Genomic DNA, 13746 nt, shown 5'->3' on the forward strand with positions numbered 1-13746 from the left:
CTCGACGCATTGCTGGCTCCGACCGGCGTTGGAACGCCGTTCATACTCAAGGAGCCGCTCGGACAAGCAAGCGAAGTCAAAGTCGCGCTGTCTGGCCTATTCGGACGCTTCGTCGCTCGAGGCTATCCGCGCCCGCCGGTGCCAATGGCCACCAAGGTCATGCGCCAGGATTGCGAGGGGTTGTCTGGAGTTAGCAGCGGGGGCAAGGATGCCCTCGATCAGCGTCGAAACCGGCAAGGCGTTCTCGACAAAATTGGATGCGTCGGACTGCTGGGCGGCCATCGGCCGCAAGCCGGTCCGCAAAGCCGTTACCGTTCCGTAACCAGCCATTTTAAGCTCTTTCCAACCTGCAGTTGCTAACTCTCCCGCTCACGACGGTAGCAACGGGGGTGCAGCTATGAAGTCGAGACGCCTATTCAGCACGCTGGTCCTGTGTCTGGCGATGCAGCCTATATACGGCGTGTCTGCCCAATCAATGATGCGATCGACGCACGACAACCACTTGATCGAGAGCTATGTCGCCTACATCAGCAACAATGATCTGTTCAATTCTAGCGGAGACCGCCTGACTCAGCCGTGGCAGATCATTCGACAGGATCGAGCGAATTTTCATCGCTTCGGCCTGCGCGATCCAGGCGACGAAAGCGATAGCTTCTTCGCCAGTGCGAAGAACCGCGCAATTATGGAGCAGATGCTCGCGAACGGGCGCATATCCCCTCAAGCTGCGCTAGACGTGATAAGAGGCGGTGCTCTGGTCTTGGTGCAAATTTTCGGGAGCGGGTCTATCGGACGCTGCGTTGTCGTCACTACTGCGCATTGATGGTGCGGAGCAGTCCGTCGCGCCGACTTGATCAAAGCCGCCTTGAGCGCGGCGGTGACGTCCCCTTTCCATCCAGCGAATAACCCCGTCGAACCCTGCGTTCGAACAAGCCTCATCGCGTATTCTTCGACGGCACAGGCCTCGCCAAATATCGCCGACGAGATTGCCCTCTTCGTGTCGTTGACGGTCGATCCGGGCAGTGATCCAGGGCAATTGCAGCGGGTCCTCTTTGGCAGTCCATTGGAGCAACAACGGAACGGCCCTGAGGTCCGGTTCACATACGGCACCACCTACGTTTGCATCGGATCGGGCGCGGATAGCCAAAGAGGCACAAAGAGTATGCCCAATCGCGAGGAGAAAACGGCGGGGATCGTGAGAACGTCCGTACTTTTGCTCGGGCGCGCACAGGCGATAACTGCGTCGCAGGCCTCTTGTCGCTAGCCGGCCATGATCGGCAGCCGCGGGCCGCCATCGACGTTTGGGTCGCCCTTCCGCTTGCGATGCTCCTCGATGTCAGGTCCGGCCCCTGCACGCCAGGCCCCATATGACATCGCAGAGGACCTGCGCTCCCGCGCCGACATGGGCCGGCTCGGCCGATTCCTTGGCAGAGTGGCTTATGCCCTCGTGACAGGGAATAAAAATCATAGCGCTTGGCGCAACAGATGCGAACTGGCGAGCGTCGTGTCCGGCGAAAGAGAGCAGAGGCATGCTCGGATAGCCACGCGCCTCGGCAGCGGCGGCGATCATGTCCCGCAGCTTCAGATCGAAGGTGTTTGACGGAGCCGAAACCAGTTGCACGACCTTCGCGTCGCATGGGGCGGCGTTGGTTGAGCAGATGGTGCCGACCAGGTCACCAAGCGCCTCGAGCACCTCGTTGTCGGGGTGCCGCAGGTCGATCCGAAATCTCACGCGATCGGCCACGACGGAGGGCGCATTGGGGAAGACCTCGACGCGGCCGATGGTGAAGCGTACGTCAGGATCCGGATCGCTTTTCTTTCCGCCCGTTTCGCCTTTGCCGCCGCCAGCGTGGCTGGGAATGGCATCATAGAGCTTGGCGGCCACCCGCGCGAAGGCGGCAACCGTATCGCGACGCTCGGACATCGGAAGCGTCCCGGCATGCCCTTTGTCACCCAGGATCTCTATCTCGAACGTCTTCTTGCCCTGAATGCCGGAGACGACACCGATGACCTTCCCCGCTTTTTCCAAGAGGACGTTCTGTTCGATGTGGGGCTCGATATAGGCGAATACGGGAAAGCCGAGCGGGCGCCGAGGCACGTTCGGGAAGCGGCCATGCAATCTGTCGATCTCGGCTCCGACCGAAAATCCGTCGGCATCGATAACAGCGCCCACCTGCTCCACCGTGCGTTTCCCAGTGAAAGCTTCCGAACCCATCATGCCAGGCGCGAAGCGCGAACCTTCCTCATTCATCCAGGCGACGACCACGATGTCTCGTTGCCCGGTAACTCCGGCCCCGGCGAATGCGCTAACAACTTCCAGGGCGGCGACCACACCGAAAGCACCGTCGAACTTGCCGCCGGTTGGCTGCGTGTCGAGATGACTGCCGATCACGAGCGGCGGCAGCGAAGGATCCTCGCCCGGCAGCGTCAGGAATAGGTTGGCCACCGGGTCAGTGGAGGCCGAGAGGCCAGCCTCCTCCCCCCAGGTGATCATCTGCCTCCAGGCGAGCGCCTCGCCGTCGCTCAACGCTTGCCGGTCGACACCGCCATCCGGCGTCGCGCCGATCTCAGCAAGCCGCATGAGCCGCGCCCATAGGCGCTCCGAATCGATGGTCGGTATCGCGGCCATGGCGGCTACTTGGTCCGCATGATCTGACCCGGCAGGGCGCGCGGATCGCGTTCGCCCCACTTGCCGGCCTCTACCTGAGCAAAGAATTCCGCCAGCAGGCTGTTGAACGCCGTGGGCTCCTCGAGGTTGAGCGTGTGGCCGCTCTTCGGAAACACTGACAGGCCGCAGGCGGGAAGCGTCTTCTTAAGGAAGATGCCGGGCTGCAGGCAGTGATCGTCCTCGTCGCCCACCACCACCAGCGTCGGCACCTTCATCGCCTTCAGCCGCGTCTCGAGATCGTAGAAGGAGGGCCGCCGCGCCTGCACGCCGCGCATGGTCATCGCCGCGCCCTTGCCCGAATGGGTGGCGAGACGGTCGGCGAATTCCTGCCAGCCGCGTGGGTCCTTGTTCTGAAACTGTACGCGGCTTGCACCGAGTGAGTAGATCTTCGAGAATTCCCTGGCACCTATCCTTTCGAAATTGTCCGCTACTTCCAGAGACACGTTGCGGAAATAGTCCTCAAACTCCTTCTCGCATCCGTAGCCGGCCCCTGCCACGGTCAGGGACAAAGCCCGTTCGGGTGCCTCGAGGCCGAAATGGACGGTTGCGAATCCGCCCATCGACAGGCCCACGACATGCGCCTTTTCGATGTTCAGCGCGTCAAGGACCCCGATGGCGTCCTCGACGGCGATCTGCTGCGAGTAGGCGTCGATCGATTCCGGCACATCCGACGGCGGATAGCCGCGTGCGGCGTAGCTGATGCAGCGGTACCGGCGCGCGAAGAAGCGCATCTGCGGTTCCCAGCTTTCGTGATTGCCGCCGAATTCATGGATGAAGAGGATCGGTAGGCCTTCGCCTGCCTCCTCGACATGGAGGCCGACGCAGTCCTTCGTCATGATCCGCATGGAAACCTCCTAGAACTGCGCTTCCACGTCGTTCAGCTTGCGGGCGTCCTCCACCAGGGAAGGCAATTTCTCGCAGAATGCCTCCACCCACGCGGCCGGAACCGAGGTACTGACTTTGATGAACCGTTCGCCGAAGCGTTCGGTGTGGTAGGTGCCCTGCCGGATCATTATGCCCTGCCGCTTAGCCGCGGCGACGAGCGCTTCAGGGCGGATTCCGGCCTGTATCGTTTCGATGACAAGGAAGTTTCCTTGCGACGGGAAGACTGGCAGAGCGAACCCCTGCTTCTCCGTCGCCGTCCTGATCGCTTCCTGGTTTTCGCGGTTGATGCGCCGCACCTCCTGCATCCAGCCGGGCTTGACGGAAAGTCCGGCGAGCGCCGCGCGCTGCGAGATCACGCTGCCTCCGAGGACGCCGGTTGACCACGAGGAGATTTCGGCGGCGAGGTCGGGCACGGCGACGAACGCGCCGACGCGCAGACCGGCCAGGCCCAGCCATTTCGAGAAACTCATCGAAACGACGGTGTTCTCGGTCGAGACCTTGAGCGCCGGATGATGCTCCGTGGCAAAATCGCGATAGGTGCAGTCGTGAACAAGAAGTGCGTTGTTCCGGCGCGCGATTTCGGAAAACGCCTCGATCTCAGCGCGGCTGTAGCAGATGCCGAGCGGATTGTTCGGATCAACGATATAGATGATCGCGGTCCGTTCATCGACCGCTGCCTCCAGCGCCTGCGGCGTCAGCTTGTAGTTGGTCGCCGGATCGTAGATCGGGATCTCGATGACCTCCGCGCCCTGCTGCCTGGCGAACAGGCAAGGCCATTTCCAGGTCGGGTCGGTCGTCACCAGGGTGGTTCCCGGGCGGCAACGCGCCCTGCAGATCGTCGCCAGCGCATTGACGCCGCCTTCCGTGACCACCGCTTCGACGTTAGCGACCCCAAGGTCGGCAACGATCGCCTCACGCAGCGCCTCAAAACCGAGCGGCGGTGCGTAGGCGTTGAACTCGGCAGCCTCGATCGAGGCCAGCATTGCCGCCTTCACGGCCGGATGCGGCGGGATGTGGTTCGTGTTCTGCCCCATCCACAGAAGGCCTTCAGTGGCGAAGAGTTCATCAAAATATTTGTTGCGTGTGCTGAAGCCGCTCATCGCTCGTCAGTCCTTCATTTCCTGGCAGGAGGGGCGCTGCTGAAGCTCAGCGCAACCCGGGATTGTCGTTTCAGATCACCGAGCCCCTGGAGGCGATGCCGCCATCGATGGTGACGATGGTGCCGGTGATGTACCCTGCGCGCGGCGACGACAGGAACGCGCAAAGGTCCGCCACCTCCTCCGCCGTGGCGGGCCGCTTGCCGGGATATTTGTCGAAGAGCTCTTCCCAGCGGCTCTCGTCGCCCAGCATGTCGATCGCCTTGCGCTTCATGATTTTCAGCATGCGGTCGGTCGCCACTGGGCCGGGATTGACCCCAACGACCCGGATGCCGTCGTTTAGGCTGGCTCCGCCAAGCGCCTTGGTGAAGGACATCAGCGCCGCATTACCGGTACTACCGGCAATATAGCTCGCATCCCAATTCTCTCCGGAATTGCCGATGACGTTCAGGATAACGCCGTCCTTGCCCTTCATCTTCTTGTAGAAGGCCCGCGCCAGGGTGATGTAGCCGAAGACTTTGAGATCGAAGCCATTGCGCCACGCGGCGTCATCGACGATCTCCAGCGAGCCCGCCGGGATATCACCGGCATTGTTGACCAGGATGTCGATGTCTCCGGCGTCGATCGCGAGCTTTTCCATGGCCTCGGTGCTCGACAGGTCGAGCGCATGCACGGTGACCTTGACCCCGTGCTCGGCCTCGATCTCATTCTTGGCGGCTTCCATCGCCGCGCCATTGCGTGCGGCTAGATGAAGGTTGCAGCCTTCCTTGGCCAGCACGTAGGCGAGCGAAAGGCCGATCCCCTTCGAGGCTCCCGTGATCAGGGCCGTCTTGCCTTTCAGTTCGAGGTTCATTGCATTCTCCTGGTAGGATCTTTTTTCGGTGTGAAAGCGCATTAGGCGGTTCACGCGTGGAGCGCGGCGATGAGCATCTCGGCGAAGCGATCGGTGTTGGCCTTGCGAATGACGCGGCAGTTCGGCTTCCCGGCCGGCCACAATTTGTCGACCTTTGCCTCCTCCTCGGTGAGGGGCACGCAGACGCTGGAATAGGCCGGGTCAGTTCGCTGCCGGTCTCCACATCGACCAGACAGTCGGCCGCCTCGAGGATGAGGCTCTCATCGATGGCGCAGGCGCAGGTGAGCGAGTCGGGATGCGTGCTGAGCGGACTGCCGTAGCGCACCCTCGTGCGCTCGAACGGCGCTTGGCTCACTCTCATGAAGAAGCGCGACAACGGCGTATCCATGGCCTCGATGTGCTCAAGGGCCGCTCTCGGCAGGACGCCGGAGTTCATGGTCAGCGTCCAAGTCGACAAAGTCGTGCGGAAGCCAGCGTTGATCACCATCTTGGCCGCCTCCGGATCGACGTAGAAGTTGAATTCCGACGCGGGGGTAGTGTTGCCGAGCGCATTGTCGGTCCCGCCCATGATCCAAAGGTGGCGGACCGCCTGCACGATCCTCGGCTCCTTGACATAGGCCGTCGCGATGTTGGTCAGCGGCGCCTGCGCTATGATGTCCATCTCGCCGGGATTGGACATGACCAGGTCGATGATCGCGTCGACGGCGTGCTTGCTTTCCGGTCGTTGGGCTGCCTTCGGGAAATTGGCTCCGCTCATGCCGTCGGCGCCGAAGAACTCAGTGGCATCCACCGGCTTTCGCAGCATCGGCAGCGGACACCCGGGATAGACCGGAACCTTGCCGGAGAATCCAGCGACCTCCAGAGTGTAAAGCGCGTTCTCGATCTGCTGGCCGAAGTCGACATTGCCGTTGCAAACGGTGATGGCCTCCAGGGTGACGCCCGACGTCTTCAATGCCAATAGAATTGAGAAGGCGTCGTCGCCGGCTGTGTCGGTGTCGATGATCAGTCGCATTTCAAACCTGTGTTGATGTTTCCTGCCTGTCGGCGAGCCAGGCCTCCGCGAAGGCGGCGGGTGTGAGGCTGGGAGGAAGCAGCAGTGCCTGCGAAAGCCGGACGATGTCCGGCGCCTCGACGCTCGCCGCGGCAGTGAGCGCCGGATTCGTGAAAAACTGCAGCGGTGCCATGTCGGCCGACAGTCTGCCCTCGGATAGGGCGATCACGCGCGTCGCCAGACGCGCGACGAACTCCATGTCATGGCACACGATGATGATGCAGCGGCCGGCCTGCTGTTCCTGTCGAATGATCGTTTCGAGCAGCGACCGGCTACGCGCATCGAGTCCCCTTTGAGGTTCATCTAGCAGTAGGGCCGAGGGTCCCGTCGCAAGCACCGAGGCCAGGGCGACGAAACGGCGCCGAGCCTGGTCCAGATCAAGCGGGTGGTGCTTCGCGAACTCGGCAAGTTTTGTCCGCGCCAGCGCCTCATGTACCCTTCGATCACGCTCCTCCGCCGAGATCGGCAGGTTCCGCGGCCCGAACATCACCTCGTCGTGCACGGTGGCGTTAAAGATCTGCTGCTCCGGTGCCTGGAAGACGGTACCAATGACGCGCGAGATGAGGTGGACAGGCGTATCGGTCGTGTTCATGCCGTCTACGACGATCGATCCGCGCGTTGGTTTGCGCAGGCCGTTGAGAAGTCGCAGCAAGGTGCTCTTCCCGGCTCCATTGCGGCCGACCAGAGCAAGAACTTCGCCTGCCGACGCCGAGAACGAGACCTCGCTGAGCACATCCGCTCCGCCGGGATAATGGTAGGCAACCCCTTCGGCCTTCAGCATGCGGGCACTCCCCCGAAGAGGCGAACGGCTTGGTCGAAGGTCAGCGGCAGACGGGCCTTGCCCGGGAACTTGCCAGACTCGCGGATAAGCAGCGCCGCTTCCGTGACCGCCGGAAGGCCAAACATGTCAATCGCCGCCGGATGCTGGATCACTTCCTCCGGCAGGCCGTCGGCTACGATGCCGCCGTCGTCGAGCAGCACGAAGCGCTCAGCGACCGCGAGCGCCGGCTTCAGAGCCATGTCGAACAGGATGATCGTTAGGTCGCGCGGCAGCCCCTTGATCTGCTCTAGAAGATTGTCGCGCGATTCCGGGTCGAAGTTGCCGGTCGGTTCGTCAAGCACCAGCGCCTTCGGATTCATGACCAGAGCCGCGGCGATGGAGAGCCGCTGCTGCTCGCCGCCGGAGAGTGTGAAGGGATCACGATAGACCAAGTGCCTGAGATTGCAGATGTCGATCGCCCAGTCCGCACGCGTCCGGATCTCATCGGCCGACAAACCGAGATTGCCCGGTCCGAAGACGATCTCGTCATAGACAGTGAAGGCAAATCCTGAGAGCTGTTGCATCGGGATCTGCCCGACGAACTGGACGGTCGCAGCGCGGTCGAGCGCATTCCATTCGGGCCAGGCCTTGCCCCTGGCGAGCACCTCGCCTTGCGAAGCCTCCATGGCGGGGCGCGGCAGCCATCCGGCAATCCAGTGCGCAAGAGTCGTCTTGCCCGAACCGTTGCCGCCGAGGATGGCTAGACGCTCGCCGCTCTCGATCGAAAGGTTCAGCCCCTTGAGCACGGCCGGCCCCTTGGCGCCATAGCCGAAGGTGAGATTCTTGATGTCGATCAGAGCCATAGGACGACTCCGATCTGTACGGGAATGGCGACAAGAAGCAGTCGGCGCGCCCAGGTCTCCCAGGGCCGATCGAGCGGCGCGTCGAGGACGGTGCGGAACGGCCTGGCACGGAAGGCGCGGCCGTCGAGAACCGAAGCACGCTGGTCGAGGTCGGAAAGGGCCAGCGTCACGAGCGGGATCAGCAGGGCCGGAAACGCCTTGGCCCTTGCTACCCAGCGTCCATTAAGATCGAGCCCCCGCGCCTGCTGGGCGTCGCGGATCGCCCGGGCTCGCACAGAGAATGGCTCGAGCAGGAGCAGCGGGCTGGCGATGAGGTAAGCAATACCCGGCGAGATGCCATGGCTGTCGAGGGCCTTGAGCAGGATGGCCGGATGCGTGGTCGTGACAAACAAGAGAGAGACGGTGAGCAGGGCCGCCACACGCACAACTATGCCGAACATGTATTTCAGGCCCTCGGGACTGACGGAAATGAGCCCGTGGTCGACCATGTCCCCTCGGTCGATGAGAACGCCGTGCACGACGAACAGCGCGATGGTGAGCGGCAGCAGCGTAAGGATCAGACGCTTGACGAAGGTGGCTCCGGCGCCAGCAAGGACGCCGAAGATAATGGCCGCTAGAGCGACCGCAGCCATTCCGGCCGGGGGCAGCATGAAGGTGGTTGCCGCCAGCCAGAGAAGTCCGACGAGCTTGGTAAGCGGATTGATCCGGTGAAGGACGCTGCGCCCCGGTACGAAGAGCAGCGTTCTGCCGGAGTTCGGACCTCCCTGGCCAATCATGATCAGGCGTTCGCCTTCTGGTAGAAGGGGAAGCTCGCCGTGAAGCGGCCGGGCATGCGGCTGGCGATGATCCAGGCGATAGCGCAGGTGAGGATCTTGTCGATCAGATTGGTCGCCAGGTTGGCGACTGCCACGGACTTGATGAGCTCCTGTCCAACGGCGACGAAATAGGCGGTGGCGAAGTCGGTGCCCGCACCGGTCACGCCACCAAACATGTAAACGATGATTGGAACCGCAACGATCGTGCTGATAACGCCCACCACGACGCCGGAGACCGCGGTCTTACCGAGCGTCCTGAACCAGCCAAGTCTCGCCATCAGGCCGGCCACGAGGCCCACAACCAGCGACACCGGGAAGAATGCCGCCGCGACCGGGTCGGACACCAGACCCCAGATCAGGTTGGTAAGAACGCCGGTGACAGCCCCAGCGAGAGGCCCAGCAAGGATGGCCACCAGAACTGTGCCGACCGCATCGATATAGAGCGGCAGCTTCACCCAGACGGCGAGTTGCCCGACGACGACATTGATGACGATCGCAATCGCCATCAGCACCAATGTACGCGTATCGAATTTCATGTGAGTTCCCCTTTTCCCTCAACTATCCGTTCATACGGATCATCAGCTCGTCGTAACCGGACTTCGGGCAAGCAACCCGCGCAAACTCGAAGTCCTCCAGGTGGGCGAGCACAATCTCTGCGGTTGTGTAGACCAGGCAGCCAGGCAGCATGTGGCCGCCGAACATTGCGCCGGTGCCGTCGGAGAGCGACAGGTGCACATGAGCGCCGGTTGGCTCGACTGTGCCCACCATCGAGACGATCTCGAAATGGCCCCGGCTGGTCGTCCCATGCGGCTGGTTTGCGTAGCGGATGACCGCGTCGGTCAGGCTACCGACGACGGTGACGATCGCCACGGCCTTCAGATCGTTGTCGGCCACGAACTGCTGGACAGACTTCAGCACATCCGTGCCGGGCTCCAGCCGCAGTGCATAGAACCGTGCCGCGCTTGATATCGCCGTTGTCATGCTGGAGTTCCTGTCGACTCTTTTGGTTCGCCGGCCAGTGCTAGTGCAGCCTCCGCAATGTTCAGCGGCACTGGCCGAAGCGGCATATGTGGCCTGTTGTATCCGGCCGCTTCTGCTGCAATGCCGAGCCGGCCGGCGACCAGATCGCCCAGCGCCGAGCCGCAGATGCGGCCTTGACAAGGCCCCATCCCGGCGCGTGTCCACATCTTCACGGAGAAGAGGTCCGCGGCCCCCTCGCCCACCGCCGCTTCGACCTGTGCACGCGACACGTCCTCGCAGCGGCAGACCTTCTCCTCTGGGGAAAGCCGTTCGATGAGATGTCCCGGAAAGGGGAAGAGCTTCGCCAGAGACGCCGCGAAATCGCGAGCCCGCGCGAGTGCCCGTCGGGTCCCATCCATGCTAGGTACGGACACCGTGTTTCCGACAGCGCGCGCCGCGTCGAGGCCGGCAAGCCGGCCACTCAGACGCGCCGGCACAGAACCGCCGATCCCGGTCGTCTCGCCGGCAGCGTAAAGGCGGGGAACATCCGTCTGCTGGGTCGCCGGATCGGCCGCGCAATACCAGCCGCCAAGGCTGCTGTCGAAGTGGTGCGCAGCGTGCAGCAGGCTGGTGATGTCGATCACCGGCCGGAAGCCATAGCCGATGCAGAGGCTGTCGATGTTCTCGATCAGAAAGGATTTGTCCTTCTCAGGCAGGCCGTTCCTGCCGATTGCCGCGACGCGCACCGCCTCGAGCCGGCCGTCGCCCAGCGCCTCGGTTACCATGTGGCCCATGTGGATCGCCGGACGCGTTCTGCGCAGGCTCTGGAGCAGGCCCACGGCCTCGCCGAACCTGGCCGGATGGTGGAGGAAGGGCGAAAAGAGCGAGAGCGCGGGCCTCTGCATCTCGACATAGGCGCGCAGATGCTTGCCGGCCTTGGCGAATGTATCGGCGACCGCGAGCAGGAAGGGACCGGTACCGGCCAGCACAACGTTTTTGCCCGGCGACGCGCGGTTCGCCTTGATGAGCCGCTGAGCCGCACCGGCGGTGATCACCCCCGGCAGCGTCCAGCCGTTGAACGGGATTGCCCGTTCCATGGCTCCGCTGGCGACCACCATCGCGGAGGCACGAATCGTAACCGAGTCCGGACCCTGGCGGGCGAAGACCGAGAACCCCGGTTCGGCCCAGAAGATTTCGGTGTCGAAAAGAAAGCGCACGCCAAGCTCGCGGCAGCGCGCTTCAGCAGTCCTGCCGTCCGCGACCTGGAGCGAATGATCGAACGGACCGCCTGCCACGACCGGTCGCATCGAATACTGGCCGCCCGCCTGAGTGAACAGATCGACGCAGATCACATCGGCGCCGCATTCACGTGCCGCCGCCGCCGCGGCCAATCCTGCCGGACCAGCGCCAACCACCAGAACGTCGCATGAGAGGAGCGCCGCCTTCACGGCTGGACCTCCACGGCCATGCCCTCGCGCACCGGCGTGATGCAGGCCCGCTCGGGACGTCCATCCACCATGACCAGGCATTCGAAACAGACGCCCATGCCGCAATAGAGGCCGCGCGGCTGCAGCTCGACGGGACTGTGCCTCAGGGCCGGGCTTCGCCCGTGTAAAACGCTGCCCAGAGAAACGCCGGCTTGCGCCATGACGATCTCGCCATTGACAAGCACTTTTACGAACCGGCTCATGCCGAAACTCCCGCGAAACGCGCCGGATCGTAGAGTGCGTCTGAGGGCGCGGCGGCTACGCCCCGTACCAGCCTGCTGATCAGCCGCCCGAGGTACGGCGCGCGGCAGAAGCCGGTGCCGTTATCGCCTGCGGCGATGTAGAGCCCCTCCGGGGGGAGCTTGCCGGCAAGGAAGCGATCGTCGGGTGTCACGCCCTCGAAGCGCACCCAGGAGCGCAACATCAGGATATCAGCGAGGCTAGGAAACAACGTGGTCAGCGTCTGGATCGAATCGCGCACGAAGCGCAGCGGCACCTCGTTGATGCGGTTCTCGGCACCAGGCGTCGTGCCCTCCGGCGCAACTACCGTGTTGAAAAGAACCTGACCGCTCCGGGCCTGCTGGATCTGGGTATAACCGCTCTCGACGCCTCCGGCGGACTCACAGGCCCCCACGACGGTCCTGATGATCGGCGGCTGGCGCACTGATGCAAGGCACTGTGCCTGGCGAGGCACGATCGGCACATTCACGCCGGCCATCGCCGCAAGCCCGGCGCTCCAAGGACCGGCCGCAATGACGATCTTGCCAACCGCAATCGGCCCCTTCGCCGTTTGGACGCCGGTGACCCGGTCGCCCTGTATCGTCAGCCCGGTTACCGGCGTGGAGTGAAAGGCCGAGACCCCGTGGCGCCGGCCATCCGCCAGAAGGGCCCGCACCGCGAGGAAGGGGTTGACCGTAGCGTCGCCCGGCGACCAGCTCGCGGCCACGATTGGCCCGGTCAGCAGCGGCTCCCTTTCGCGAACAGCCTCAGGCGAGAGGAGTTCGGGAGGCAGGCCGTGGGCACGCTCGGCATCGATCCAGCGCCGCGCAACCGCGACATCTTCCTCGCGCATGATGAAGCGCAGCTGTCCGCTGTGATTGTATTCGAACGGATCGCCCAGACTTTCAGAGAGCTCCCGCCAATGCGCGCAGGCTTCGACCAGAACATCGAGTTCCTGGAGATTGTGCATATGCGTGCCGAGGCAGGCGAGGCTGGCCCCACTCACTGCCCCGCCGAAGGCCTGGCCTTCCAGAAGCACTGTCGACAGTCCGTCATACGCCAGCTGGCGTGCAACCGCCGTCCCGACGATACCGCCGCCGACAATGACCACATCGGCCGATCTTGGCAGAACGTCGCTCAATTCCACTCCTTAGAACGGAAAGCTACAGGCGCCGCCTGCCAGAATCGCAGGTCGAGGATCCCGTCATGGGGAACCGTGCGACCCTCGACCGCCACGATCGCTTCCGCCGCTCGCGTTACATGGCGCGGATCGGGATAGCCAAGCCCGTGGGTGAGCGTCGCCCCCGTCATGGCAAGGGCACGGATGTCCGCAAGCTGCCCGCGATGCTCGGCCTCGCGAATGTCCGGCCGCGCCGCTAGGCAAGCAGCAATCGCCCGATCCGGCTCCTTGAAGGCGATCGACCAGCCTTCCAGCACGGCATCTACGACTGCCTGCACAGCCGTCGGATTTTCCTCGACGAAGCGGGCCGAGACGGCCAGCCCGTCCTTCAGGAGCGAGCTGCCGCTGTCCTTGCCGGAGAAGATCCTGATCGAGTCGGGCCCGAGCCTCTCCTCGACCTGATGCAGCTCGTGATAGTTTGTCATCTGCGCCGACGCGAGTTCGCCCACGAGGAACGGCCCGACCGTGTCAGGTAGCTCCACGCGCGTCACCGCACCTGGAGCAACCCCGGCGCGCTTCAGCATCCACCGCAGTTCGAGATCTTCATGACCCGGCCAGACGCCGACCTTGCGGCCGGCCAGGTCGCGAATCGATTCAATGCCGTCCGCGCGACGCACCGGATAGACGAGCGGACTCTCCTGCTGGATAGCCAGCACGTAGCGCAGGGCAGCCGGATCGCGGCTTTCGAGGATGTGCGCCGGGCTGGCCACGGCCATCTGCGTCGCGCCGGACAGGACCGCCGCAACATGCTTCTGGCTGAAATCGAGTCCTTCGCACACGATCTCGATCCCGTGTCGACGCGCCAGCCCGAGTTGCTCGGCCAGAAGATAACCGGCAAACTGTGCCTGCTTGTGCCAAAGCAGCCTTATTCGAACGGTGGTCATCGCAATTCCGCTTACGTCGGGAGGATA

The 13746-nt window shown here is 63.5% G+C and carries 16 protein-coding genes and 1 pseudogene; 2 read left to right on the forward strand and 15 right to left on the reverse strand.

The window, feature by feature from the left end; translation table 11 throughout:
- Positions 1-96 precede the first annotated feature (96 nt).
- Entirely contained in the window at positions 97-330 is a 234-nt protein-coding gene (locus tag SAZ10_RS15705) for a hypothetical protein (protein WP_318610232.1), read from the reverse strand.
- Positions 331-397: 67 nt separating this feature from the next.
- Between SAZ10_RS15705 and SAZ10_RS15710 the strand changes: the two genes are divergently transcribed.
- Positions 398-820, forward strand: a complete 423-nt coding sequence (locus tag SAZ10_RS15710; protein ID WP_318610234.1) for a hypothetical protein — start codon at positions 398-400, stop codon at positions 818-820.
- A gap of 513 nt (positions 821-1333) precedes the next feature.
- Here the strand turns inward: SAZ10_RS15710 and SAZ10_RS15715 are convergent.
- The 4 genes from SAZ10_RS15715 to SAZ10_RS15730 form a co-directional block, all read right to left on the reverse strand.
- Complete coding sequence (locus SAZ10_RS15715) at positions 1334-2626, reverse strand: hydantoinase/carbamoylase family amidase (RefSeq protein WP_318610236.1); 1293 nt, start codon at positions 2624-2626, stop codon at positions 1334-1336.
- Positions 2627-2631: 5 nt separating this feature from the next.
- Positions 2632-3510 (reverse strand): alpha/beta hydrolase, encoded by an 879-nt coding sequence (locus SAZ10_RS15720; protein ID WP_318610237.1) that lies wholly within the window; start codon positions 3508-3510, stop codon positions 2632-2634.
- 9 nt (positions 3511-3519) lie between these two features.
- The gene (locus tag SAZ10_RS15725) at positions 3520-4650 is read right to left on the reverse strand and encodes a pyridoxal phosphate-dependent aminotransferase (RefSeq protein ID WP_318610239.1); all 1131 of its coding nucleotides are present in this window, start codon (positions 4648-4650) and stop codon (positions 3520-3522) included.
- A gap of 70 nt (positions 4651-4720) precedes the next feature.
- Positions 4721-5500 (reverse strand): SDR family oxidoreductase, encoded by a 780-nt coding sequence (locus tag SAZ10_RS15730; protein ID WP_318610241.1) that lies wholly within the window; start codon positions 5498-5500, stop codon positions 4721-4723.
- Positions 5501-5569: 69 nt separating this feature from the next.
- On the opposite strand from SAZ10_RS15730, the gene SAZ10_RS15735 reads away from it, so the two are divergent.
- On the forward strand, positions 5570-5695 hold the full coding sequence (locus tag SAZ10_RS15735; protein WP_318610243.1) for a hypothetical protein: 126 nt from the start codon (positions 5570-5572) through the stop codon (positions 5693-5695).
- A 61-nt stretch (positions 5696-5756) separates the two neighbouring features.
- Here SAZ10_RS15735 and SAZ10_RS33610 read toward each other — a convergent pair.
- The 10 genes and pseudogenes from SAZ10_RS33610 to SAZ10_RS15790 all read right to left on the reverse strand — a co-directional run.
- Positions 5757-6512, reverse strand: a pseudogene (locus SAZ10_RS33610) (nucleoside hydrolase); the annotation flags it as partial.
- Between the two features lies 1 nt (position 6513).
- The gene (locus SAZ10_RS15750; RefSeq protein ID WP_318610249.1) at positions 6514-7332 is read right to left on the reverse strand and encodes an ABC transporter ATP-binding protein; all 819 of its coding nucleotides are present in this window, start codon (positions 7330-7332) and stop codon (positions 6514-6516) included.
- Positions 7326-8174, reverse strand: coding sequence for an ABC transporter ATP-binding protein (locus tag SAZ10_RS15755; protein ID WP_318610250.1), 849 nt, complete (start codon positions 8172-8174; stop codon positions 7326-7328). Before SAZ10_RS15755 ends, SAZ10_RS15750 begins: the two co-directional genes overlap by 7 nt.
- Positions 8165-8950 (reverse strand): energy-coupling factor transporter transmembrane component T, encoded by a 786-nt coding sequence (locus tag SAZ10_RS15760; protein ID WP_318610252.1) that lies wholly within the window; start codon positions 8948-8950, stop codon positions 8165-8167. The genes SAZ10_RS15755 and SAZ10_RS15760 overlap by 10 nt, the downstream gene beginning before the upstream one ends.
- Before the next feature lie 2 nt (positions 8951-8952).
- Positions 8953-9525: an ECF transporter S component gene (locus tag SAZ10_RS15765; protein WP_318610253.1), complete on the reverse strand. Its 573-nt coding sequence runs from the start codon at positions 9523-9525 to the stop codon at positions 8953-8955.
- Positions 9526-9547: 22 nt separating this feature from the next.
- Positions 9548-9970 carry a PPC domain-containing DNA-binding protein gene (locus tag SAZ10_RS15770; RefSeq protein ID WP_318610254.1) on the reverse strand — a complete coding sequence of 141 codons (423 nt, stop codon included), beginning with the start codon at positions 9968-9970 and terminating at the stop codon, positions 9548-9550.
- Positions 9967-11397, reverse strand: coding sequence for an NAD(P)/FAD-dependent oxidoreductase (locus SAZ10_RS15775; RefSeq protein WP_318610255.1), 1431 nt, complete (start codon positions 11395-11397; stop codon positions 9967-9969). Before SAZ10_RS15775 ends, SAZ10_RS15770 begins: the two co-directional genes overlap by 4 nt.
- Positions 11394-11639 (reverse strand): (2Fe-2S)-binding protein, encoded by a 246-nt coding sequence (locus SAZ10_RS15780; RefSeq protein ID WP_318610256.1) that lies wholly within the window; start codon positions 11637-11639, stop codon positions 11394-11396. Before SAZ10_RS15780 ends, SAZ10_RS15775 begins: the two co-directional genes overlap by 4 nt.
- Positions 11636-12796, reverse strand: coding sequence for an FAD-binding oxidoreductase (locus tag SAZ10_RS15785; RefSeq protein WP_318610257.1), 1161 nt, complete (start codon positions 12794-12796; stop codon positions 11636-11638). Before SAZ10_RS15785 ends, SAZ10_RS15780 begins: the two co-directional genes overlap by 4 nt.
- Positions 12793-13719 carry an ABC transporter substrate-binding protein gene (locus SAZ10_RS15790; RefSeq protein ID WP_318610259.1) on the reverse strand — a complete coding sequence of 309 codons (927 nt, stop codon included), beginning with the start codon at positions 13717-13719 and terminating at the stop codon, positions 12793-12795. Before SAZ10_RS15790 ends, SAZ10_RS15785 begins: the two co-directional genes overlap by 4 nt.
- Between the last annotated feature and the right edge of the window lie 27 nt (positions 13720-13746).

The organism is Mesorhizobium sp. BAC0120 (assembly GCF_033542235.1).
GTDB lineage: Bacteria > Pseudomonadota > Alphaproteobacteria > Rhizobiales > Rhizobiaceae > JAWRCU01.